This is a genomic window from Arthrobacter sp. D1-29 (assembly GCF_054130585.1).
The window spans coordinates 3,850,154-3,873,300 of record NZ_CP096383.1 but is presented as its reverse complement, the minus strand read 5'-3'; the positions used below and the strand labels follow the sequence as shown (position 1 = coordinate 3,873,300).

Below are 23,147 nucleotides of genomic sequence, written 5' to 3'. Positions count from 1 at the left end.
GCCTAACCTCCGGAGACCTTGCCGCCGCCACCGCTGGTCCCGCTTTTGGCGCTGGTGCCGAAACCGCCGCGGCTGACTGTGCCGCCCTGGGTGCTGTAGCCGGTGGATGCTTTGGCATCGCTGGGTATAGTCCGGGTGAAATTTGGGGCGGTGGACCGGTTCTGCCCCACCGGCGGGACATAGGCGCCGCGGGAGAAGAAGTACCAGGCATAGAGCCCGCCGCCCCTCCCCGCCGAACTGTTGCAGTTGGCGTCTTCCACGCGCTCGCCGGTTTCGTCGTTAAAACAGACCTGCGCGTAGTCGGGCTCGTCCTGGTTGCTGGCCACCACAGCGGTGAGGGTGCCCGCGAGGAGTGCGGTGACGCCGAGGCCCACCACCACGGTGCGCCGCTGGGAACGCTTCCTGTGTGCGGCCGCCTCCTGGAGCTGGCGCTCGCGGTCCAGCGCGAACGGGTCCACCACGGCCGGCGGTTCATTCAGGAGTTCGGGGCGCAGTTCGGGCTTGGGTACCTGCCATGGCGGCGGCTTGGGCGCATCCGGCGCGGGGGCAGACGCATCTCCGCTTGCTGCAGCGGGGTGCCGGCCTTCTCCGGTGGCGTCCTGGCGGCTGCCGGTCCCGTCCTTTTTTGGATCGTGTTCCCGATCCATTTCGGAATCCTTGCCCGGGTCCACGGCGTCCCCCCTCGGTAGTCCATGTTTGGTGTTGAAAGTGCTTAGTGCTGCGGGTTTGATCTGCCTGGCGCGGCTCCGCGCCGGAATCTCAGTCCTCAAATCAGCGTAGCCGCTGCCCGGGCCTGCTGCGAGCAGAAACCCGCGAAGATATGCCTCTCTGCGCATCACGCTGCAGACGCACCGGGGGAACTTACACTGGAGCCATGGAAACCGCCTCTGTGCTTGCCGTCTGCTGTGTCCACCAGCTGCTTCCGGATACGTCCAGCGTGGGGGTGACCGCCATCGACAAGCGTCCTGTTGAGGGGCCGGTCAGGGTCCACAAGCTGGGCCTCCAGGGTGACATTCAGGCCAACCGGGTGCATCACGGCGGAGTGGATCAGGCGATTTACGCCTACTCCCAGGCAGATGCGGACTACTGGGAGGGGGAGCTCCAACGCGACTTCCCACCAGGTTCCTTTGGCGAAAACCTCCGGGTCGCCGGCATCGATGCCACCGGTGCCGTGATCGGCGAACGCTGGAAGATAGGCCTCGACGTGGAGGTGGAGGTGACGTCCCCGCGCACACCCTGCGCAACCTTCCAACGGCGGATAGGGGAGCCCGCTTTTACCCGGCGTTTCACGGAGGAAGGGCGCGTGGGCGCGTACCTCCGGGTGATCCGCACCGGCATTATCCAGGCCGGTGACCATATCCATCGGCTGTACGTGCCCAAGCACGGCATCACGGTGGGCAAATGGTTCAGCGAGCCCGACCTCGAGTCGATGGAAGCCCTGCGGGATGCCGACGCCGACGGGGAGATCCGCCTCCAGCAGCCCGAGTTCAACCAGAAGTTTGAGGCGCTGCTGCGCCGTATCGGCAGTTAGCTGCCTCGGGCACCACCGAAGCCGCCGCTTATGTGCGCAAGGTCACTGCCGCCGTCGGGCGCTCAATTACGCGCAGGACAGTCCGTGCCTTACACTTGAAACATCCCCCACTCCGGAAATCCCTTATTCTTGCCCAATTTTTGAGGCAGGACTGGTAAGTGTTGGGGCCCGACAATGTGATTGCGGGCATTTTCATAGGGAGAGCCGGCTAAAGAAAACGCTGTACAGACTGCTGGGATAGCAGCCAAGAGATGCAGCGGGAAGCCCTGCCACGGGATTGCGAAAGCGCCGGGCTTCTAAGTGACCGGCCGGTCAACGTATGCCCGGCATCCACGGCACACGTACTGCGGCTCCGCTCACCTCGGGTAGTGCCGCCTGGCCCCGTATGGATGAGGAAATTTCCCTATGCCCGAAAATCAGAACGACCCTTTCGATACCGAGAACATCGTAATCGACGCCGAGACGGCAGCTCCGGCCGCCGAAGAAGCTCCCGCCGCTGAGGCAGCCCCCGAGGCTCCCGCCGGCGAAGAGACCCCCGCCGCTGAAGAGACTCCCAAATCTGAAGAGGCTGCCAAGGCTGACAACAGCCGCGGCGAGGCAGATACCGAAGCTGAGGGCATCCGCTTTGTGGATCTCGGGATCGACCCCCGCGTCCTCGCCGCCCTGCAGGACGTCGGCTATGAAAAGCCTTCCCCCATCCAGGCAGCAACCATCCCGCTGCTGCTCGAAGGCCGCGATGTCGTGGGTCTTGCCCAGACGGGCACCGGTAAGACTGCAGCATTCGCAGTACCGGCACTGTCCCGCCTGGCTGAGCTCCACGACCTCAACGGTCCCTCCCGCAAGACGCAGGCGCTGGTCCTCGCTCCCACCCGCGAGCTTGCCCTCCAGGTCGCTGAGGCCTTCACGTCCTACGCCAAGCACATCGATGACTTCACCGTCCTCCCGGTTTACGGCGGCTCCGCCTACGGTCCCCAGCTGGCCGGCCTGCGCCGCGGCGCCCAGGTTGTTGTGGGCACCCCCGGCCGTGTGATCGACCACATCGCCAAGGGTTCCCTGGACCTGTCCGAGCTCCAGTACCTGGTGCTGGATGAGGCCGACGAAATGCTTCGCATGGGCTTCGCTGAAGACGTGGAGCAGATCTTCCAGCAGACCCCGTCGGACCGCCAGGTTGCCCTGTTCTCTGCCACCATGCCGAGCCAGATCCGCCGCATGTCCAAGCAGTACCTGAACAACCCGGCCGAGATCTCCGTCAAGTCCAAAACCACCACCGGCGCCAACACCCGCCAGCGGTACCTGCAGGTCATGGGCCCGCACAAGCTCGACGCGCTGACCCGCATCCTTGAGGTTGAAGAGTTCGACGGCGTTATCGCCTTCGTGCGCACCAAAATGGCTACCGAGGACCTCGCCGACAAGCTGAAGTCACGCGGCTTCCAGGCTGCCGCCATCAACGGCGACATCCCGCAGCAGCAGCGCGAACGCACCGTCGACGCCCTGAAGGAAGGCCGCATCGACATCCTGGTGGCCACCGACGTCGCGGCCCGTGGCCTTGACGTTGAGCGCATCAGCCACGTGATCAACTACGACATCCCGCATGACACCGAGTCCTACGTCCACCGCATCGGCCGGACCGGCCGTGCAGGCCGCAGCGGCGACGCCGTCCTGTTCATGACCCCTCGGGAAAAGTACCTGCTGCGTTCCATCGAAAAGGCCACCCGCCAGCCTGTGGAGCAGATGCACCTGCCCACTGCCGAGACGGTGAACACGCTGCGCCTGGGCAAGTTCGCAGAGAAGATCACGGAGACCCTGGCGTCTGAAGACGTCTCGGCCTTCCGCGACCTCATCGCCTCCTACGAGGAAGAGCACAACGTTCCTGCCGCCGAGATCGCTGCAGCACTTGCAGTGATGGCACAGGGCGGACAGCCGCTCCTGGTCAAGGAACTGCCTGCTGCTCCCGAGTTCCAGAAGCGCGAACGCGCCAAGGACGGCTTCGGCTCACGTGGCCCCACACGCACCCTCACCGAGGGCAACGCTACCTACCGGATCGCCGTCGGACGCCGCCAACGCGTTATGCCGGGCTCCATCGTTGGCGCCATTGCCAACGAAGGCGGCATTTCCTCGGCCCAGATCGGCGGCATCGACATCCGCTCGGACCACTCCCTGGTGGAGCTTCCGGCAGACCTGAGCCCCGAGCAGCTGCGCGCCCTCTCCCGCACCCGGATCGGCGGCGAGCTGATCCACCTTGAGCTGGACAACGGCCGCAAGCCCTCCGGCGGCGGCGAGCGTGGCGGCTACCAGGGCAACCGTGGCGGCGATCGCGGCGGTTACTCAGGCGGCGGCGACCGCGGCGGCAACTTCAAGGGCAGCGGAGGATTCAAGAAGGAATTCCGCAAGTCCGAAGGCGGTGCTGCTGACCGCGGCGGACGTTCCTACAGCGAGCGTTCGGAGCGCAGCGTTGGCGCCGACAGCGGAGCCACCCGCGGCCAGGCCAGCGATTCCCGCTTCGGCGGCCACGGTGACGGTTCACGCAAGCCCCGCCACGGCAACGAAGGCGGACAGCGCGACTTCAACCGCAAGGGCAAGTGGTAATCGTCAGCTAGTCTGACACCTGATGGGCCGGCTTTCGAGCCGGCCCATCGGCGTTTAAGCATGACGGCGGGAGGCCCGACGGCGTTTACGCACGACGGCCTTTACGCACGACGGCGGGGCGCCGCCGCTGCCCGCTGCAGCGGCGGGTGCCTCGCCTCCGCAGGCAGGTCCCGCCGTCGGGCCTTAAAGCTTTCGGGGAGCACGGTGCTAGGAGGAACCGGAATTCCGCCCTACGATCGAAGGGCTACCAACGGCCAGTTGCGGCTTGTCGTCTCCGACAGGGGGCAGACCACAAGGAAGGCACCACCAATGGGATTTCTGGATGACCTGAAGAAGAACCTGGGCTTGGGGGATAAGGAAGCGGAGAGCCAGCCTCAGGCCGTTCCAGAGGCTGAGGCCAATGTCACAGGCACTGCCAACAGCGCTGAAGGGACGGGGGCTGGTCCAGTTGAGACGGCTGCCGAGGCGCCAGCAGAGACGTCGGTGACTGAAACTGTGCCCCAGCAGGACGCTGCAGCCCATGTAGCTGAGCAGCGGCAGGCGGCCGATGAATCAGCTGCCGCCCAGCAGGCAGCCGCGGCCCAGGCCGCTGCTGACGCCGTGGCGAACCGGCAGCCTGACTCCCAGCCCATGGATGTGCCCCCGGTTGCCGAAGCCGTCGTGGAACCGGTGGCCGAACCCGAGTTGGCTGAGCCGGTTCTGGCCGAACCGGTGCTGACTGAGCCTGTTGGCCTGGACGAGGCAACAGGCGTCTCCGAGGTGGTGGTAGAGCCCGGAGATACCCTGCACGGCATCGCCAGGCAGTACGGCGTGGACGTGGATGAGCTGATCGCCGCCAACACGGACACGGTCCCGAATCCGGACCATATCTACCCCGGACAGGTGCTAAGGCTGCCCTAGATTCCATCCCGAAGTTCAGGCCACAAAAAGGGTGCCGACGCAACTGTTTCGGCACCCCCTGACCGGGCACAATGCCGATTTGTTGGTGGTGAAATCTTCCGGTAGAGTATTTACTCGTTGCCCCCCTAGCTCAGTGGTAGAGCGCGTTCTTGGTAAGAACGAGGTCACCGGATCGATTCCGGTGGGGGGCTCTGAATGAGGGCCTGTGTCAAGGCGGTTTTTGACCGGCTTGACACAGGTTTTTCTCATTCGTGGCGGTGTAGCTCAGTTGGTTAGAGCGCACGACTCATAATCGTGAGGTCGGGAGATCGAGCCTCCCCACCGCTACAGTGAAGATCCCCGCTACGGTGGGGATTTTCTTGTATCTGGCTTCAATCGGAAAACGGGCCACTGTAGCCATTCCTTTAGCCAGACGACAATGACCCACTCGCGGTTGTAGTGCGTGGCGTAGCCGTGGACCTCGACGGTCCCGCCGCCCGCCAGCGGGACTTAAGCGACGACCTGCGGCTCGGTGCCCGAGGTGAAACTGCGGACACTCCCAGCGGCCAGCTCCGGGTGCAGGTTGGCTTGCTCGTAGGTGGAGCCGTCCTGGTTGAACTTGGTGCGCTTCTCAAGAAGTCCCAGGTGCCTAACCTAGCGCTACCCTCGATAGAATGACGCCCCTACGGCTTGCTCGAAATCTTAGGGGGAACCATGAATCGTTTTACCGCCATGTTGCCCGTTATTGCGCTCCTAGCCATTGTCGGGTGCGCGTCGTCGTCTCCGCATTTAGAACCGACCGATATACCGCCGTTGCCCTCGACTACTCCCTCACCCGCGGGTCCGTTCAAACTCACGACAGCGTCCGGAGCAGAAATCGCATTTACACTCCCAACCCCCGCTTCAGATCCTGCAGTGGCTGCGATCGAGGCTTACCGAGTGAAGGCCGGCGGGGCGCCCGTCTCCTACCTCGTGGCCGACGTGGACAACCGAAAGGGAACGTCCGCCATTGACATGTTCATGGTGTCCGCTTTGAACAAGGAAGGCCGCCAGTACACCTTCAGCAGTGTCACGGACGCCCTCGACGTCTGGGCGCCCAGTTATGGATCCGACCTGTTGTGGAAGAACAGTCGTGGCGAGGTCCTGGACGAGGCGACAGGGGATGATCTTGAGCGTGAAGGCGTCGCGCTCAAGAATGCGAACATCAATCAGTCGAACGTAGGCGAGCGGGCGACGATCATTCTCGCCTCCACGGACGCGGAACTTCCCCCGCAGTTCAGGCGCGTAACAGTCCAGCCGTCGGCGACGGGCGAAGAGGAAGAAGCCAAACCGGCCAGTTAAACCCGAAGAGCGCCCGCCCACCGAAGTGGAGGGATTTCATGTGACGACGCGGCGACTTCAGAATGCACGAAAGTAGCCCAGCAGTCGGCGCACCTGGAAGCCGTAGTGGCGCTCTTGACTGATCGGGTTCGTCATCGGCAGCCCGGTGAGATCCTTCAACGCCAACGGTCCCTGAGGGATGGCTGTTGAATGGTGGCTCTTGCGCTATTTGTCCGGCCAGAGCCGCGGAGCCCGCCTGGCGGCCACGTCCTCGATCCAGCCGATCATGAGGAACACGACGGCAAGGAGCAGCCAGATGCCGGCGAACAGGGTCCACTCGCTTTCCAGCAGCCAGGGTATGGCGTCGCCAATCTGGCTGTTGGCGTAGAGCGTGTCGACGATGACGTACATGGCCGACAGCAGCAGGGTATGCCAGAGGTAGACGGTGACTGCCCTGTTGTTGATGAGCGTGACTGGCCGGTCGAGGAGCCTGATCGGCCGGGGCATCGACTTCCAGGATGGCGAGATCCGCAGGAGCATCGCGCAGAAGCCGAGGGCATACAGGCCATTTGCCCCCCAAATGTTGTTCAGGTCCCAGGCCTCCTCCTCAAGGTGGGGTGCGGCCCAGAGGAGGCCGAGGGCCATCATCGCCGGCCCGGCTGAGAAAACGACCCATCGCGGGATCCTGCGCAGCATGCCGGAGTAGCGGGCGAAGCCGAGAACCCAGCAGGAGCCGTAGGTGGCGAAGTCGCTGACGCCGCTCTCCGCCCAGGCCGGAAGCGTCACCCAACCGAAGACGATGGGCACCAGGATCCCGAGGGGCGCCGCCAGCGTAACCCATGGCAGCCGGCGGAACGCCGCGAGCAGCAGGGGAGACAAAAGCATGAACCAGAAGTAGGCGCGGATGTACCAGAGGATGACTCCGGCCTCGTGAGCCCAGAAGGTGTCATCCAGGCCTTCGTCGGAACCACTGCTGCCTGGGTACGGCGCGTCGCCGAGCGGGATGAACCAGAAAATGATTTCGGGCCAGGAGCGGCCCTCGTCCTGGTCTGGACTCCAGCCCTGCCAGAGCAGCAGCAGCAGAACTGTGGCGCTGTAAATCCACAGAGGCAGCAACAGGCGGCGTGCCCGGTTTTTCAGAACACCGAAGGCAGGCCGCTCGAGGGACCGCGCCATGAGGGATCCTGCGAGGGCGAACATGACGCCCATGGAAGGGAAGATCAGAGTCAGCCAGGCTACACCGGTGAAGGTATGATAAGCCATTATCCGGACCAGGGCGATCGCCCGCAGCAGGTCCAAATACCGGTCTCGCCCCGAAGCCTCGGGCTGGGGATGGCCTGGGGCGGCATGGTCTGTGGTGACATGGCTGGGTCCGGCAACACGTCCAGGTCCTGCAACGCGTCCAGGGGTGGCCGCCGGAGGTGCGGGATTTGTGCTGACTCTCGGTTTCTCCATCACCTGGTCCCTTTGCTGTTGCCTGCAGCCCCCAGACACCGGGCGCCACCGTCAACCCGTACCCGACGCTATCAGCGGCTGCGTCCGGAGGCACCGGTTCCGAGTACTCGAATTTTTGGATGGGGACTACCTGATTTGGCTCCTGTCACGGCAGCTGACGTTAGCTGTGGTTTACGGCTTGGGGTCTTCGGACCATTCGAACGGACAGCACACCGTCTTCGGTTTTCACCGCCCCGTCGGTGACGAAGCCGTTCTTTTGGTAGAAGGCCTGGGCCCGCGGGTTAGGCTCCGCGACCCAGAGCGCAGCAGGCGCGGTGGGGTTGAGGACTGCATTGAGGAGCGCCGCACCCACCCCGGAACCGTGGAACTCCGTGTAGGCGTAAAGGAGATACAACTGCCGCGGCTCTTTCGCGCCATCAAGGGAGGGGCCAGACATTGCAATGCCGATCAGCATCCCTTCGTGCGAAGCGACGGCCACGGTGTTCTGGCTGTACTTCGGATCGGTCAGGGCCGCGGTCCAGAATTTCTGGCGCCAGCTCAGGAGCGTGGGATCGTCAAGCACAGCATCGCTCATCAGTCCACGGTAGGTCTCGCGCCAGGTGTCCACGTGAACTCTCGCCATGCCTGGTGCGTCCGCCGGCTCAGCGCGGCGCACGTCAAAGTTGATGGTCATTGCTCAACGGTACTGCGGGTGGCTGCATCTTCTGAGGGACCGTGTCAGGCAACTGCTTTCTCGACCAACGCGCGAATCCTGGCCTCCGTCGCTGCATCCAGCGAGGTGATGATCCACGCGACCGGGTGCATATGGGCGCCCTCTTCACGTGCGGGGTTGACAACTTCGCCGAAGCCGAACGCGATGAAGTCCTTATCCGGTTTGATGTAGCAGACGTCCTTGCCGTCCTTCACATAAAACGGGAGTCCCCAGCGGACGATCGGCTCCAACGAGGGCGCGCTCTCACGGATGATGCGATGCAGGCCTTCCCCGATCTCCCTGTACTGGGCGGGGGCTTCGCTGAGTTTGGAGAGAACGGCCGCGTCACCCTTCTTCGTGAACATGGTGTTCAAGCCTCCTTCAAATTGTCGTCGGGCAATTGTTGTAGCCGGCTTGATGCGACCGCGGACCACAGAGGACGTGTGCAGCCGGCGACGGCGCCAAGCCTACGCCGCCGGGGACGAGGTAGTCGAGGCAGTCGAGGCAGCTCTATTCGCGATACGCGTTATACGAGGCTCTCGAACACCAGCGTTGCCTGGATGCGGTCTCCGCCGCCCATCATTCCCTTGCTCCCGCTGCTCGCGGTGGTTATGGTGTGGAGCCGGTAGCCCCTCGCGGCCTGATCGTTGATGGCCTTCTCCAGGGCGGTCAGGTTGCCTGAACCGGTTCCCCACAGTTTCTCTTTGAGGATCACCTGCAGGACGACATACTTCATGGCACGACTTCCTTCCGTTGCTGGCTAATTGGGAGCAATGCTACTCGATGCCGCAGGGCGCCCCTCCGGAGGCGAGCGACGGCCAGTCGGAACGCTGCCGGCGCCCCACCGTGCCTCCCCATGGATATGAAAGCGTGACAAGTTCCCGCTTTCGCCGTAGCTTTGCCGCATCTGACAAACGGGGATTTCGGTGGACCTATTTGAAACAATCATGTATCCGTTCAAGTGGCTTGTGTCCGTCATCATGGTCGGTTTTCATGGAGGCCTGAGTTCCATCGGCATGCCTGAAGCGTCCGGCTGGACCTGGACGCTGTCCATCATCGGGCTGGTGCTTGTGATCCGGGCCGCGCTGATTCCGGTTTTCATGAAGCAGATCAACGCCCAGCGCCGGATGCAACTGCTGCAGCCGGACCTGCAGAAGCTCCAGGAAAAGTACAAAGGCAAGACCGACCAGCTCTCCCGCCAGGCCATGGTGCAGGAGCAGATGGCGCTGTACAGGAAACATGGCACCAACCCGTTCTCGGCCTGCCTTCCGATCCTGATCCAGATGCCATTCTTCTTTGCGCTGTTCCAGGTCCTCGCGGGCATCGGCACCAGCGCCAGCGAGGGGCAGGGTATCGGCGCGATGAGCCACGAGCAGGTAGTGCAGTTCGATCAGTCCAGCATCTTCGGCGCCCCGCTCTCCGCGTCCCTGCTCCACCTCGGCGGTGATCCCATCGCGGTCGCGGTGCTGGCCATCCTGATGATCCTTGCCATGTCCGTTGCGCAGTTCATCACCCAGAAGCAGATCATGGCCAGGAACGTCTCCTCGGCGGCGCCGGAAACTGCCCCGGAAAACCCGTTCGTGCGACAGCAGAAGATGATGCTGTACGCCCTCCCGGTGGTGTTCGGCGTGGGCGGCATCATCTTCCCCATCGGAGTGCTGATCTACTGGACCACCACCAACCTCTGGACCATGGTGCAGCAGTTCTTTGTCATGAGAAGGCCGGCGCCAGGTCACGACTCAGCCGAGGGGCGGGGTGGCGGCGCCTAGGCGCGGCTGGGAGGTCTCCCCCGGAATGCCAGGGCGGCTTCACCCCGACTGCTGCGGATCCCAGCCAAGCCTGCGGCTAAGTTCCCTCGTAGCCCGTTCAAGAGCCGCCAGGATGGTGTCCTGCATGGTCGACGCCGCGGGGAGGGCATTAGCCGGGGGAGCAACAGGGGCCTGGGTACTGTAGGCGACTGTCACGGCGATGGAGGCAACAGTCCTGCCGCTCCTGTCCCGGACCGGCTTGGCAATGGAAGTCAGGCCTTCTGTCACTTCGCTGAACTCGCGGGCAAAGCCCTGCCGCCGTGCAACGTCCAGCTGCCGCATCAGCTCGGCGTACGTGTCCGGTCCCCGGCCGGTCCTTCGGACGAATGCGAAGTTCGGCGGGAAGAGAGCCCGCAGTTGCTCATCCCTTAGACCCGCAAGAATCACCCTCCCGGACGCCGTCAGATGGGCGGGGAGGCGCACGTCCTTGGCGGTCACGAGCGGTGCCCGCATGGGGGCGGTCTGCTCATGGATGTAGAGCGTTTCGTGACCGTGGAGGACCGCCAGATGGGCGGTTTCGCCGAGTTTGAGGACCAACCGCTCCAGTACCGGGCGACCGTACCGTGCCAAAGGCGCCTGGATGCCAAACGCCTGGCCGATCTCCAAGGCGGCGATTCCCAGCGCGTATGCCTGCTCCTCCGGTATGTGGGTGACATATCCCAGCGACTGCATTCCCCGGAGCAACCGGAACGTTGAGGATCTGGGGGCGCCTACGGCCTCGGCGATCCGGGCAGCAGGAACAGGGGTCGCCTGCGTGGCAAGGTAACTCAGGATGCGGAGGGAACGCAGGGAACTGTCAGTTTCGCTGCCCATCATCGCCTCCTGTGAGTTGAATCTCATATGTGAGACTGCATCCTCCGCAATTCCATTGTCCTTCCTGCCAGTTCGCGGTGCGATGGATCTAGTCAAAGAACCGGCCGCGTCCACAACGGAGAGCGGCGAAGATATCAGGAGACAAACCGATGGCCATCACCTCGGAAGCACAGCGCACCGCACCGCGCCAAATGTGGAAACTGTTTGTGTACAGCGGAATAGGGGCGTTCATGTTCTTCGTTCCGCTGACGATCGCCGGCAGGAACACCATCATGCTGGACCATATCGTTACCTTCCTGCAGGCGGGCATCGGCCCGGTTCTGCCCTACTACGCACTCGCTGTCATCGTGGCGGGAGCCGTGTATCCGTTCGCCACAGGCAATTGGAAGAAGTCCGCTGTCGAGATCGTTTTCTCGATGCTCAAAGTGGTGGGCATGGTTGTCGGGTTCATGATGGTGTTCCGGGTGGGTCCCGCATGGCTGTTCGAGCCGGGCATGGGGCCTTTCCTCTTCGAGAAGCTCGTCATCCCGGTGGGCCTGCTCGTCCCCATCGGAGCAGTTTTCCTGGCGCTGCTGGTCAGCTACGGCCTCCTGGAGTTCATCGGAGTAATGGTCCAGCGGGTCATGCGCCCCATCTGGCGCACCCCGGGACGCTCCGCGATCGACGCCGTCGCCTCCTTCGTGGGCAGCTATTCCCTTGGCCTGCTCATCACCAACCGGGTCTACAAGGAGGGCAAATACACCGCCCGTGAGTCAGCCATCATCGCCACCGGATTCTCCACCGTATCCGCCACCTTTATGGTTATCGTGGCCAAGACCCTGGACCTGATGGGCCAGTGGACCGCGTATTTCTGGGTCACTTTCCTTGTCACTTTTCTCGTCACAGCCATTACCGTCAGAATCTGGCCGCTCAACAGCATCCCTGACGAATACCACCCTGAGGCCACGCCGCAGCCGGAGGAAGTCGTCACTGGCCGCCGCTTTTCCGTGGCCTGGCGCGAAGCACGTGAGACGGTGGCGTCCGCCCCTTCACTTGCCGTCAATATCTGGACCAACGTCCGGGACGGCGTGCTGATGGCCATGGCCATCCTGCCGTCCATCCTCTCAATCGGTCTGCTGGGCCTTGTACTCGCAACGTATACGCCGGTTTTCGACTGGCTGGGTTACCTCTTTTATCCCTTCACTTGGGCGCTGCAGCTTCCCGAACCCATGCTCGTGGCCAAGGCCAGTGCGGTAGGCATTGCAGAGATGTTCCTGCCGGCACTCCTCGCAGTGGATTCCGTCCCCGTAGTCAAATTTGTGGTCGGCGTCGTGTCTGTCTCCGGCATCATCTTCTTCTCGGCTCTGGTGCCCTGCATCATGGCAACTGACATCCCGATTCCTTTGTGGAAGATGGTGGTCATCTGGTTCCAGCGCGTGGTCCTGACCCTGATCCTGGTGACCCCGATCGCCTTCCTCCTGTTCCCTGCCTAGTTGCTCCTGCCTGGCGTCCGGCGGCCATGGTCCTGCGATCCTCTGAAAGCGAGGCGGATCGCAGGACCTACCCAGCCGCCGTTCGCGGGGGCAGAATGGGCTCACCACTCGAATAGCCGGAGGCCTCCGCATGGCAATGCTGACCTACACAGGCATCACCTCGCTGGACGGATACACCGCGGACCGCGAGGGCAACTTCAGCTGGAGTGAACCGGACGAAGAGGTCCACGCGTTCGTCAATGAGTTGGAGCGCGAGGTGGGCACCTACCTTCTGGGACGCCGCATGTATGAAGTCATGTCCGTGTGGGACACCCTCGGCAGCAACGGCGACGAGCCGGACGTTATCCAGGACTATGCCCGCATCTGGCAGGCGGCGGACAAGATCGTCTATTCCACCACCCTCGCCAGCGCCTCCACCGCCCGCACCAGGATTGAGCCCGTCTTCAACCCGGACCACATCCGGCAGCTCAAGGAGACCAGCAGCCGCGAGATCGGCGTGGGCGGGGCCAACCTTGCCGCCTCGGCACTGTCCGCCGGGCTCGTTGACGAATGCCGGCTCCTTGTCAGTCCCGTGGTGGTGGGCGGCGGCAAGAAATACCTGCCCGACGGCCTGGCCCTCAGGCTGGAGCTCCTCGAAGAGCGCAGGTTCGGCAACGGCGTGGTCTACCTCCGGTACCGCACCCTCCCGTGACGCCGGAAGGCTGTGTCCGTCCCAGCCCGCCGCGGCGATGCCCCCGCCGCTGGACACGAGGGGCAGAATGGGTCCATGACCCGGATCGCAATCATCGGCGGCCACGGAAAAGTGGCCCTTCTTCTGTCAACCCTCCTCACCGATGAAGGCCACAGCGTGACGTCCTTCATCCGCAACCCGGACCATGCCGCCGATGTGGCGGCAACGGGCGCAACGCCGTCGGTACTGGATGTTGAAAACGCGACGACGGCGGAAATCGCCGAGGCGCTCCGGAACCACGACGCCGTGGTCTGGTCCGCCGGCGCGGGGGGAGGGAACCCCGAACGCACCTATGCCGTGGACCGGGACGCCGCGATCCGCTCGATGGATGCGGCGGCGGAGGCCGGCGTCGGGCGGTACGTCATGGTGTCCTATCTGGGGGCAGGCCCGGACCACGGCGTCCCGGCCGATAACAGCTTCCACCCCTACGCCGAGGCCAAGGCCGCGGCCGATGAGTACCTGCGCGGCACGCAGTTGGCGTGGACCATCCTGGGCCCCGGCTCGCTGACGGATAAGCCGGGGACCGGCCGGATCGACGTCGACCCATCAGGGCGGGGGAGCCGGGAAACCTCCCGTGGCAATACGGCAATCGTGGCGGCGGCAGTGCTGGACCTGCCGGACACCGCGGGCCGGACTATCGAGTTCCGGGACGGAACCCTGCCGGTGGCCGCCGCCCTCCAGCCGAGCTAGCCAGCGCGAACGGACACTTGAGGCCTCCAATGGGGGCCTCAAGTGTCCGTTCGCGCTGCTGGAGTTGTGCTCTGGGGGTATGGGCCACCAGTGCTCAGGCAGGCGGCTCAGGCAGGCGCCGCGAGTTCCAGGTCCAGGGCGTTGGCCTCCACGTAGTCCAGGGCGCAACGCACGGCGCCCATGGTCACGATCGAGTCCCCCAGGGGCGACGCCGTGACCCGCGGGACCGTGGCCGTGAAGCGCGGCAGCAAGGCTTCGACCCGGGGGAGCAGCGCCCCGGCCGATTCTGCCACGGCGCCCCCGATCACCACCTGTTCCGGGTTGACCAGGATGGCAACCGTGGCGATGATCCGGGCCAGCCGTTCCGAGAGTCTGTCCAGGACCGCCAGGGCGGCATCTTCGCCGGCCGCGGCGGCCGCGAAGACCTCCCGCGCCTCCAGTGCAGGAGTGCCCTGGTGCTCCGCGAACCATTCCCGTGCCAGCAGTGCAATACCGGCTGAACTTCCCACGCCGTCAACCGTGTCGAGGTAGCCCATTTCGCCGGCGGCTCCGCAGTGGCCGTGCAGCAGCCGGCCTGATTCGATGATTCCGGCGCCCATCCGCTCGCTGGCGAGGAGGACCACCAGGTCATCAACTCCCACGCCGGAGCCGCGCCAGCGCTCGCCGAGGGCCGCCAGGTTGGCGTCGTTCTCCAGGAGCACGGTCCACCCGTGCAGTTCCTTGAGCGCAGACCGAAGGCCGACGTCGAACAGCCGCCAGAAATGCTGGGTCACCAGGACATTGCCTTCGCGGTCCACAGGGGCGGCAAGTCCCGCTGTCACGGCCAGCACTGTTCCCGGCGTGGTGCCGGCATCCTGCAGCGCGGCACGGCAGGCCTGGTCAACAACGTTGATCCGCTCGTCGGCCGGAATCGCGGCGCTGCGGAAGCTCCGGCTCGCTTTCCCCACAATGGTTCCGCGCAAATCGGCCACGGCAGCGGTGGTGGTGCCGGCGCCGATATCGATTCCCAGGACAAAGCCGGCCCGCGGGTTCAGTTCGAACCGCCGGGCAGGACGGCCCTTCTGGGAAGAGGCTTCGCGGGAGACTCCGGTTTCGGTGATCCAGCCGCGCCGGAGCAGGTCCTCACACACGGCTATGACGGAGGCCCGGGTCAGTCCGGTCGATGCCATCAGGTCAGTTCCGGTGGCCACCTCCGTGCTTCGGAGGAAGGCCAGGACGGCGTTGGCATTGACCCGTCGCAGCAGTTGCGGGGTAGCGGCGCCAGCTTCCTTCATGCGTCCTTGACCTCCAGATAGTCCGGTCCCATAATTATTTGGTGAGTATATTTAGATTCTATCTAAATTCTCTGAATAAGGGGTGCCGGCCACTGGCATTCCCTTGGTCCCCGCGGTGCAGCACGCAAAAGATCAGCCACTCGGACCGTCCAACCGACCAGCCCAAGACTTAAGGATCACCCCTTGTCCACCACTGCCACTCTGGCAACCGTGTCCGATTCTGACCGCCTCGCCGACCCGAACTGGTGGCGCCAGGCCTCTGTCTACCAGATCTATCCGCGCAGCTTCGCCGACTCAAACGGCGACGGCCTGGGGGATATCAAAGGCATTACAGCCAAGGTCCCGTACCTGAAATCGCTGGGAATCGACGCCGTCTGGCTGAGCCCGTTCTACCCGTCCGCCCTGGCCGACGGCGGCTACGACGTGGACGATTACCGCGAGGTTGACCCCAAGCTTGGCACCCTCGCCGACTTCGACGAGATGGCCGCTGCACTTCACGCCGCCGGCATCAAACTGATTGCCGACATCGTCCCCAACCATTCCTCGAACAGGCACGAGTGGTTCAAGGAAGCCCTGGCCTCGCCCAAGGGTTCCGCAGCCCGTGACCGCTACATCTTCCGCGACGGAAAGGGCCCGGACGGCGAGTTCCCGCCGTCGGACTGGGACTCCGTCTTCGGCGGTCCTGCCTGGGAGCGCATCACCGAGCCGGACGGCACCCCCGGCCAGTGGTACATGCACATCTTCGCCAAGGAGCAGCCGGACCTGAACTGGGCCAACCGGGAGATCCGGGACGACTTCCTCAAGACCCTGCGCTTTTGGTCGGACCGCGGTGTGGACGGCTTCCGCGTGGACGTGGCCCATGCCCTCACGAAAGACCTCACCGAGCCGCTGCTGTCCAAGGTGGAGCTGACCGCGGCAAACACCGGTACCGACGGGTTCGCCGACGGCTCACACCCGTTCTGGGACCGCGACGACGTCCACGAGATCTACACGGAGTGGCGCGAAGTCTTCAACGAGTACAACCCGCCGCGCACTGCCGTGGCCGAGGCCTGGGTGCACGCAACCCGTCGTCCCCGCTACGCCAGCCCCGCGGGCCTGGGACAGGCCTTCAACTTCGACCTTCTGCAGGCCGACTTTGACGCTGAGGATTTCCGCGAAATCATCACCCGCAACCTGGCCGAGGCTGCCGCCACCGGAGCATCGTCCACGTGGGTCTTCTCCAACCACGACGTCGTCCGGCACGCCACCCGCTACGGCCTGCCCCGGTTCTCCGCGGACAAGGGAGCCAAGGGAAAGCACGCCAAGGGCCAGGACGGGAAGTCATGGCTCCTGGCCGGCGGTCCCCGGGAGGAACTGGACATGGAGCTCGGCGAGCGCCGTGCCCGGGCGGCCACCCTGCTGATGCTCGCGGTCCCGGGATCCGCGTACCTGTACCAGGGTGAGGAACTGGGCCTGCAGGAGGTTGCCGAGATTCCGGAGTCCCAGCGCCAGGACCCTACCTTCTTCCGCAACAAGGGCGTGGACATCGGACGGGACGGCTGCCGTGTTCCGCTGCCGTGGAAGGCTGAAGGAAGCTCCTTCGGCTTTGGCGACGGCGTGGCCCACCTGCCGCAGCCGGCGTGGTTCAGCAAGTACGCTGTCGAGGCGCAGGAAGGCACCCCAGGCTCCACCCTTGAGCTGTACCGTTCCGCGCTGAAGCTGCGCCGCGAACTCCAGGCGGAGGAGCAGCTGGAATGGATCGAGACGGGCAATCCGGAGGTCTTGCACTTCAGCCGCCCTGGCGGCTGGCAGTCCGTCACCAACTTCGGGGACACCGCCGTCGATCTTCCTGCCGGTACCGTGCTGGTGACCAGCGCGCCGCTGGAAGCGGGCAAGCTGGGGGCGAACAGCACCGCATGGCTTCGCTGATGCCCGAGTCAGGGCTCAGGCCGGAGCGTCCCGGAACGGAGGGTCCGGCCTGATGCAGGAACTCATTTACGGCTGCATGGGCCTGGGCGGCAGCTGGACCGACGAGCCGCACGGTACCGGCCACGTGGAGGAGGCGGATGCCGCCGTCGAAGCCGCGCTGGATGCAGGGATCACGCTGTTCGATCACGCCGACATCTACCGCAGCGGGAAGTCGGAGGCTGTGTTCGGTGAGGTGCTGGCGGCAACGCCGGGCCTGCGCGAACGCATCCGGCTGCAGACCAAATGCGGGATCCGGCTCAATGAGCGTGGGCTCGACACCCACTATGACCTCAGCCGGGAGTCCATCATCGAGCGGGTGGACGGCAGCCTGAAGCGGTTGCGCACCGACTATGTTGATGTGCTCCTGCTGCACCGCCCGGACCCGCTGACGGACCCGGCGGAGGTGGCGTCCGCCGTCGGGCAGTTGCTGGCCGACGGCAAGGTGCGTGCGCTCGGCGTGTCCAACATGTCCGGATCCCAGATCGAGGCGCTGCAGGACCGGCTCGAGGTGCCCGTGGTGGCCAACCAGCTCGAAATGAGCCTGCTGAAGCGGGCCTGGCTGGAGAGCCAGGTGCTGGCGAACCATCAGGAGTCGCTGGATCACGGCTTTCCCGAGGGAACGGTGGAGTACTGCAGCCGGAACGGTGTGACCCTGCAGGCGTATGGCGCGCTGGCCCGCGGGCTCTACACCGGCGGCGGACCGGAAAGCCCGACGGCGGCTGAGACTGCCGCCGCTGGGCTGGTGGCGGAGCTGGCCGGGCGGTACAGCACGTCGGGGGAGGCGGTCCTGCTGGGCTGGCTGATGAAGCATCCTGCCGGGATCGCGCCGGTCATCGGATCGGTCAACCCCGCCAGGATCAGGGCCTGTGCCGATGCCGGCCGGGTGGCTTCGGCCATGACCCGCGCGGAGTGGTACGGGCTGTGGATCGCAGCGCGGGGCAGCAAGCTCCCCTGACCCCGCCCACTCCCACCGCCCACTCCCAACTGCGTAGCAGCAAGTGTCGTTTTCAGAACTCAGAACGGCACTTGCTGCTACGTACTTTCAGGGAGCCAGGCAGGGGAGCCAGGCAGGACCCGGAATCCTACGGTGCTGGGCGGGCCGCCGGACACGCTTGAGCCGGTTTTGTTCGTATTGGTCTTTCCGCAAGCCCATATTGCTTCGCGCTGGTAGGCTCCGGGCAGATACGGTAGATACATGACGTCTACCACCGCCACCGAGATCTTACGGCCTGAGCGCCACATCCCCGCAGAGATAGCCCGCTCATGGCTTCTGGTTAACGCGATGAAAACAGAGCTTTTTGACCAGTCCGCCGTTTCCCGGGCAGACTCGATCATCCTCGACATCGAAGACGCCGTGGACCCGTCGCAGAAGGACCACGCCCGCGGCAATGTTGTGGATTGGCTTTCTGCCGGCGGCAAGGCCTGGGTCCGGATCAACGACGCCACCAGCCGGTTCTGGGCCGATGACCTCGCCGGACTGCGGGGAACTCCCGGTCTTCTCGGCGTGATGCTCGCCAAGACCGAGTCCGCTGATCAGGTGACCGAGAGCTACCACCGCATGGACGGCAAGACCCCCGTGATTGCCCTGGTGGAATCAGCCGTGGGCATCGAGGAAGCCAACAACATCGCCAAGGCCCAGGGTGCATTCCGTCTCGCCTTCGGCTCCGGTGACTTCCGCCGCGACACCGGCATGGCCGCAACCGCCGAAGCCATGGCATACCCGCGGGCCAAGCTGGTGGTAGCCAGCCGGGTCGGCAACCTGCCGGGACCCATCGACGGCCCCACCGTCGGCACCAACCACCCCATCCTGCGCGAGCAGACCGCCATCACAGTCATGATGGGCATGACCGGCAAGCTCTGCCTGGCGATCGACCAGACGGCAATCATCAACGAGGTCATCAGCCCAACGCCGTCCGACGTTGCCTGGGCCACGGACTTCATGGCCGACTTCGAAGCCAACGGCCGCGTCATCCGCGACGGCTCCGACCTTCCCCGCCTGGGCCGCGCGGAGAAGATCATGAAGCTCGCCGTGGCGTTCGGCGTGCAGCCCGCCCTGTAGCAACTGCCGGCCGGACGCACTTTTCGACGAGACGTACAGAGGACCCCGTGACAGATCCCCGCTATCTGGTCCACGGGGTCTTTTGGGATGGGCCCCCCGCTGCTGCCCCCGGGCACGACGGCGGCAGCCCGGTTTTGCGCTTGCAGTCACCCTCCGGGACCATGCAGGCGGTCAGCCTCCAGCCTGGTACGCCGCTCGGGTTCCGGCTGGCGTCCGGCAGCAGGTTCTGCCTCGGGCACCACAAGGTTTTTTCGGCATCGGACCGCCGGCACGTCCTCTGCCCGGCCCAGGCTCCGGCAACCAGGGGAAAGCAATGTGAGCGCTGTTTTGTGCTGGATGATTCCCGGCTTATCCACGATTTCCACCGCGGCGGGCGCGTCCCCGAGGGGCTGCGAACCTACCTGATGCAGCAACACTGGCTGTATGTGGCCACGTTCGCCGGCGGCGCGAGCAAGGTGGGCACTGCGTCCAACCTCCGGAAGTGGAACCGGCTGGCCGAACAGGGAGCCGTGGTGGCCAGGTATGTGGCCAGGGCACAGGACGGCAGTGTGGTGCGGATCCTGGAGGACATGGTCACCAGGGAAACCGGGCTGGCCCAGCAGGTCCGGTCGGCCGCCAAGGCCGAAGCCCTGGCGGAGCCGCTTCCGGCAGCCAGAGTGGACTCGATCAACCAGGGCGCCGCGGCAGGTGTACGGGCGGCGCTGTCGCAGGCCGCCGTCGACGGTTTTGAGGTGGTGGACGAGCTGTGGGTCCGGCCTGCCCAGGCCGCAGTGCTGTGCGGCCCGGCAGCCCGGCACGCGTACCCCCACCCCCTGGACTCCGGGCAGCACGGGTTCCGCGTGGCGGCGCTCTGCGGTCCCCAAGCGCTGGCCTCGCTCCAGGGCACGGACGCCCAGTTTGTGGTCAACCTTGCCCAGCTCAGCGCACGGACGATTGTCCTGGGTGACTTTGCCTCCGAAGTGCCTGCCGTGCAGGAAGCCCTGTTCTAAAGCATTCCTGGTTCCCCGCCGGTCGGTAGACTGGCACGGTGCTGAAAGAATTCTGGGCCACGTCGCCCACGTCCTACAAAGCCCTGGTGATAACGGCCATTGGCCTCCTCGCCGTCGGACTTATCCTCAACATCGCGGGCAACAGCTCCGAAAACCCTGGGCTGGTGACGGCATCGCTTCCGGTGATAGGGCTGGGCCTGGTCCTGCACCTGGTGGGCGTCGGATACCGCTCGCGTGAAATCCGCAAGACCCTTCGCCGCAAGTAGCTTTTGCCGGCCGCCGGGCGGCGGAACGATAGGCTTGAATCCATGACTATCAATCCGGACCTGCAGGGCCGCAGCTACCCTGCCGCAGAGGTATACGACGTCGGCCGCGAGAAAATCCGCGAGTTCGCACGCGCGGTTAAGGCCACCCACCCAGCCCACTTTGATGTCGAAGCCGCCAAAGCCCTGGGGCACAGCGACCTGGTGGCTCCGCCGACGTTCGCGATCATCGTCGCCCAGCGCGCCGACGCACAGCTGATCGAGGATCCGGAGTCCGGCATCGACTTTTCCCGTGTGGTCCATGCGGACCAGCGCTTCACACATCACCGCCCTATCCTCGCCGGCGACCGGCTGGTGGCCGAGCTGCACGTTGACGGCGTCCGCGCTATGGGAGGCGGGGCCATGATTACCACCCGCTCGGAGATTTTCGCCCTCACAGCCTCAAACGGTGACGCCCGCGAGAGCGTTGCTACTGCCACATCGTCCATTCTGGTCCGCGGAGAGGGACAGTAACCATGAGCCCCAGTTTCCACGAACTCAGTGCCGGCCAGGAGATCGGCAACCGCACCATCGAAGTCACCCGCACTGACCTGGTCAAGTACGCTGGTGCCTCCGGCGACTTCAACCCCATCCACTGGAACGAGGCCTTCGCCACCAGCGTGGGACTCCCCGGCGTCATCGCCCATGGCATGTTCACCATGGGGGCGGCCGTGCAGTTGGTGACCGACTGGGCAGGGGACCCTGCCGCCGTCGTCGATTTCCAGACGCGTTTCACCAAACCGGTCCCGGTAGCGGACACAACCGGCGCGGCGGAGCCGGGGGCCACTATTGAGGTCAGCGGCGCCATTGGAAAGCTCGACGCCGATGCCGGCACCGCCCGCGTGGACCTCACCGTGGTCTCTGCCGGCCAGAAAGTGCTGATGAAGGCCCAGGCCATCGTGAGGCTGAGCTGAACCGGGCAAAGTTCGGCGACGTTCCGCTGAGCTAGGGTGGACAGGTGACCCAGACACTGCTTTCAGAATTGACCACCGCTGCCGTCGGAGGCCCGGCAGGCAAGTTCATCGAGGCCAGGACCGAGGCTGAGATCATCGAAGCTGTCAGCTCGGCTGATGAACAGGGCGAGCAGCTGCTGCTCATCGGCGGCGGCTCCAACCTCCTGATTTCCGACGACGGATTCCCCGGGACGGTCCTTAGGATCGCTTCCGAGGGGTTCACCGTCAATGCCGAGGACTCCTGCGGCGGGGTCTCCGTGGTGGTCCAGGCAGGACACAACTGGGACGCCCTGGTGGAGCATGCGGTGCTTCACGCCTGGTCAGGCATTGAGGCACTTTCGGGGATTCCTGGTGCCAGTGGCGCCACGCCCGTCCAGAACGTGGGCGCCTATGGCTCTGATGTTTCCCAGACCATCGCCGCGGTGCGGACCTGGGACCGGACCAAGAATGCCGTCCGGACGTTCACCAACTCGGAACTGAAGTTCGGCTACCGGGATTCCATCCTGAAGCAGACTACCGTGAACGGTTCGCCCCGTTACGTGGTGCTTACTGTGGAGTTCCAACTACCCCTCGGACGGATGAGCGCCCCCATCCGCTATGCCGAGCTGGCCCGCTCCCTGGGTGTGGAGCCCGGAAAACGGGCCTATTCCAACGACGTCCGCCGCGAGGTGCTGCGGCTGCGGGCGTCCAAGGGAATGGTGCTGGACCCCGCGGACCGGGACACCTACTCCACCGGTTCGTTTTTCACCAACCCCGTCGTTCCTGCGGCCGAGACTGCCGTCCTCCCGGATTCTGCCCCGCAGTACCCCGCGGGCCGTGACGGCCTGGTGAAGCTGTCCGCGGCCTGGCTGATTGATCAGGCAGGCTTCGGCAAGGGGTATGGCTTGGAGGAAGGAAGCGTCTCCGGCGGCCGGGCGTCGCTCTCCACCAAGCACACACTGGCCATCACCAACCGTGGCTCGGCGCAAGCCAAAGATATGGTGGCCATCGCGCGCGAGGTGCGTGCCGGCGTCGTAGAACGTTTTGGCATCGAACTGCATCCGGAACCGCTGCTTATTGGGCTGGACCTCTAGCGGGAGCTGGATCCCCTGCGTCCACGGTGCCAGTCATGAGCCGGACGTTCGCCGCCATTCCGAGCAAAGCCGAGGCCCAGCCGGAGAGCGCGAGGTACGGACCCATAAAGACCCATACCAGGAGCCCGGGCAGGGACGGACTGATCCCGCCTGCCAGGATGCAGGTCACCAGGCCGATGATGCCCACGGCGTAGGAAAGAATCCAGAGGGCTTTGGCGCTGGCTGGGTGCTGCCGCCAGCCGCGGTAGATGCTGACCTTGGTGCGGGCCACCCTGAGGCCGGGAAACACCACGGCGTACCCTCCGCCGAGGCTCAGCACCAGGGACGGGAGCTGCAGACCGAGTTCGGGTGTTCGCGATGCCTGGAAGGCAGGTATGGCGAGCAGTCCCAGCACTACACCCGCCAGGACCGACACCGATCCGCCCGTCATCCACAGTTTTGTTTCGCGCGCGAACAAGTGCCACAAACTCCCCAAAGTCATGGTCTTAGCCTATAGGCAGCCGTGGGAGTGCCAGACCAGTGTCGGCGCACCCAGCATCGTGCAGCCTCATTGCCGGATGCGGTGCCTGCTTTGG

At 64.8% G+C, this 23,147-nt stretch carries 24 protein-coding genes and 2 tRNA genes; 18 read left to right on the top strand and 8 right to left on the bottom strand.

Annotated features, from left to right (window positions below; all coding sequences use genetic code 11):
- Window positions 1-2: 2 nt before the first annotated feature.
- Entirely contained in the window at window positions 3-647 is a 645-nt protein-coding gene (locus M1E17_RS17500) for a Tat pathway signal protein (protein WP_457963204.1), read from the bottom strand.
- A gap of 227 nt (window positions 648-874) precedes the next feature.
- Here M1E17_RS17500 and M1E17_RS17495 point away from each other — a divergent pair, with 227 nt between their 5' ends.
- From M1E17_RS17495 to M1E17_RS17470, 6 genes are all read left to right on the top strand, one after another.
- A complete protein-coding gene (locus M1E17_RS17495) occupies window positions 875-1,531 on the top strand; it encodes an MOSC domain-containing protein (protein WP_457963203.1) in 657 nt (218 codons plus the stop codon).
- A 405-nt stretch (window positions 1,532-1,936) separates the two neighbouring features.
- Window positions 1,937-4,117 (top strand): DEAD/DEAH box helicase, encoded by a 2,181-nt coding sequence (locus M1E17_RS17490; RefSeq protein ID WP_457963202.1) that lies wholly within the window; start codon window positions 1,937-1,939, stop codon window positions 4,115-4,117.
- Between the two features lie 309 nt (window positions 4,118-4,426).
- Window positions 4,427-5,017, top strand: a complete 591-nt coding sequence (locus tag M1E17_RS17485; protein ID WP_457963201.1) for a LysM peptidoglycan-binding domain-containing protein — start codon at window positions 4,427-4,429, stop codon at window positions 5,015-5,017.
- A 119-nt stretch (window positions 5,018-5,136) separates the two neighbouring features.
- Window positions 5,137-5,208, top strand: a tRNA-Thr gene (locus M1E17_RS17480).
- Between the two features lie 62 nt (window positions 5,209-5,270).
- Window positions 5,271-5,344 (top strand) — tRNA-Met (locus M1E17_RS17475).
- 591 nt (window positions 5,345-5,935) lie between these two features.
- Window positions 5,936-6,337 (top strand): hypothetical protein, encoded by a 402-nt coding sequence (locus M1E17_RS17470; protein ID WP_457963200.1) that lies wholly within the window; start codon window positions 5,936-5,938, stop codon window positions 6,335-6,337.
- 204 nt (window positions 6,338-6,541) lie between these two features.
- Here the strand turns inward: M1E17_RS17470 and M1E17_RS17465 are convergent, their stop codons facing one another.
- The 4 genes from M1E17_RS17465 to M1E17_RS17450 form a co-directional block, all read right to left on the bottom strand.
- On the bottom strand, window positions 6,542-7,771 hold the full coding sequence (locus M1E17_RS17465; protein WP_457963199.1) for an acyltransferase family protein: 1,230 nt from the start codon (window positions 7,769-7,771) through the stop codon (window positions 6,542-6,544).
- A 160-nt stretch (window positions 7,772-7,931) separates the two neighbouring features.
- Window positions 7,932-8,444: an N-acetyltransferase family protein gene (locus M1E17_RS17460; protein WP_457963198.1), complete on the bottom strand. Its 513-nt coding sequence runs from the start codon at window positions 8,442-8,444 to the stop codon at window positions 7,932-7,934.
- A 44-nt stretch (window positions 8,445-8,488) separates the two neighbouring features.
- The gene (locus M1E17_RS17455) at window positions 8,489-8,827 is read right to left on the bottom strand and encodes a DUF1801 domain-containing protein (protein WP_457963197.1); all 339 of its coding nucleotides are present in this window, start codon (window positions 8,825-8,827) and stop codon (window positions 8,489-8,491) included.
- Between the two features lie 161 nt (window positions 8,828-8,988).
- Window positions 8,989-9,198 (bottom strand): DUF4177 domain-containing protein, encoded by a 210-nt coding sequence (locus M1E17_RS17450; protein ID WP_457963196.1) that lies wholly within the window; start codon window positions 9,196-9,198, stop codon window positions 8,989-8,991.
- 190 nt (window positions 9,199-9,388) lie between these two features.
- Between M1E17_RS17450 and yidC the strand changes: the two genes are divergently transcribed.
- Window positions 9,389-10,231, top strand: coding sequence for a membrane protein insertase YidC (yidC, locus tag M1E17_RS17445; RefSeq protein WP_457963195.1), 843 nt, complete (start codon window positions 9,389-9,391; stop codon window positions 10,229-10,231).
- Between the two features lie 39 nt (window positions 10,232-10,270).
- Here the strand turns inward: yidC and M1E17_RS17440 are convergent, their stop codons facing one another.
- Window positions 10,271-11,110 (bottom strand): IclR family transcriptional regulator, encoded by an 840-nt coding sequence (locus M1E17_RS17440; protein WP_457963194.1) that lies wholly within the window; start codon window positions 11,108-11,110, stop codon window positions 10,271-10,273.
- 122 nt (window positions 11,111-11,232) lie between these two features.
- Between M1E17_RS17440 and M1E17_RS17435 the strand changes: the two genes are divergently transcribed.
- The 3 genes from M1E17_RS17435 (at window position 11,233) to M1E17_RS17425 (ending at window position 13,975) form a co-directional block, all read left to right on the top strand.
- A complete protein-coding gene (locus M1E17_RS17435) occupies window positions 11,233-12,555 on the top strand; it encodes a YjiH family protein (RefSeq protein WP_457963193.1) in 1,323 nt (440 codons plus the stop codon).
- 130 nt (window positions 12,556-12,685) lie between these two features.
- A complete protein-coding gene (locus tag M1E17_RS17430; RefSeq protein WP_457963192.1) occupies window positions 12,686-13,246 on the top strand; it encodes a dihydrofolate reductase family protein in 561 nt (186 codons plus the stop codon).
- 75 nt (window positions 13,247-13,321) lie between these two features.
- Window positions 13,322-13,975 (top strand): SDR family oxidoreductase, encoded by a 654-nt coding sequence (locus M1E17_RS17425; protein ID WP_457963191.1) that lies wholly within the window; start codon window positions 13,322-13,324, stop codon window positions 13,973-13,975.
- 107 nt (window positions 13,976-14,082) lie between these two features.
- Here the strand turns inward: M1E17_RS17425 and M1E17_RS17420 are convergent, their stop codons facing one another.
- On the bottom strand, window positions 14,083-15,249 hold the full coding sequence (locus M1E17_RS17420; RefSeq protein ID WP_457963190.1) for an ROK family protein: 1,167 nt from the start codon (window positions 15,247-15,249) through the stop codon (window positions 14,083-14,085).
- Between the two features lie 183 nt (window positions 15,250-15,432).
- Between M1E17_RS17420 and M1E17_RS17415 the strand changes: the two genes are divergently transcribed.
- The 8 genes from M1E17_RS17415 (at window position 15,433) to M1E17_RS17380 (ending at window position 22,572) form a co-directional block, all read left to right on the top strand.
- A complete protein-coding gene (locus M1E17_RS17415) occupies window positions 15,433-17,157 on the top strand; it encodes a glycoside hydrolase family 13 protein (protein WP_457963189.1) in 1,725 nt (574 codons plus the stop codon).
- A gap of 52 nt (window positions 17,158-17,209) precedes the next feature.
- Window positions 17,210-18,151 carry an aldo/keto reductase gene (locus M1E17_RS17410; RefSeq protein ID WP_457963188.1) on the top strand — a complete coding sequence of 314 codons (942 nt, stop codon included), beginning with the start codon at window positions 17,210-17,212 and terminating at the stop codon, window positions 18,149-18,151.
- Between the two features lie 240 nt (window positions 18,152-18,391).
- Entirely contained in the window at window positions 18,392-19,255 is an 864-nt protein-coding gene (locus M1E17_RS17405) for an HpcH/HpaI aldolase/citrate lyase family protein (protein WP_267275927.1), read from the top strand.
- A 47-nt stretch (window positions 19,256-19,302) separates the two neighbouring features.
- Window positions 19,303-20,244 (top strand): DUF2797 domain-containing protein, encoded by a 942-nt coding sequence (locus M1E17_RS17400; protein WP_457963187.1) that lies wholly within the window; start codon window positions 19,303-19,305, stop codon window positions 20,242-20,244.
- Between the two features lie 38 nt (window positions 20,245-20,282).
- Window positions 20,283-20,510: a DUF3188 domain-containing protein gene (locus M1E17_RS17395; protein ID WP_457963186.1), complete on the top strand. Its 228-nt coding sequence runs from the start codon at window positions 20,283-20,285 to the stop codon at window positions 20,508-20,510.
- Window positions 20,511-20,552: 42 nt separating this feature from the next.
- Window positions 20,553-21,020 (top strand): FAS1-like dehydratase domain-containing protein, encoded by a 468-nt coding sequence (locus tag M1E17_RS17390; protein WP_457963185.1) that lies wholly within the window; start codon window positions 20,553-20,555, stop codon window positions 21,018-21,020.
- 2 nt (window positions 21,021-21,022) lie between these two features.
- Window positions 21,023-21,460 (top strand): MaoC family dehydratase, encoded by a 438-nt coding sequence (locus M1E17_RS17385; protein WP_457963184.1) that lies wholly within the window; start codon window positions 21,023-21,025, stop codon window positions 21,458-21,460.
- A gap of 44 nt (window positions 21,461-21,504) precedes the next feature.
- Complete coding sequence (locus M1E17_RS17380; RefSeq protein WP_457963183.1) at window positions 21,505-22,572, top strand: UDP-N-acetylmuramate dehydrogenase; 1,068 nt, start codon at window positions 21,505-21,507, stop codon at window positions 22,570-22,572.
- Here M1E17_RS17380 and M1E17_RS17375 read toward each other — a convergent pair.
- Entirely contained in the window at window positions 22,553-23,053 is a 501-nt protein-coding gene (locus M1E17_RS17375) for a hypothetical protein (protein WP_457963182.1), read from the bottom strand. The genes M1E17_RS17380 and M1E17_RS17375 overlap by 20 nt on opposite strands.
- Between the last annotated feature and the right edge of the window lie 94 nt (window positions 23,054-23,147).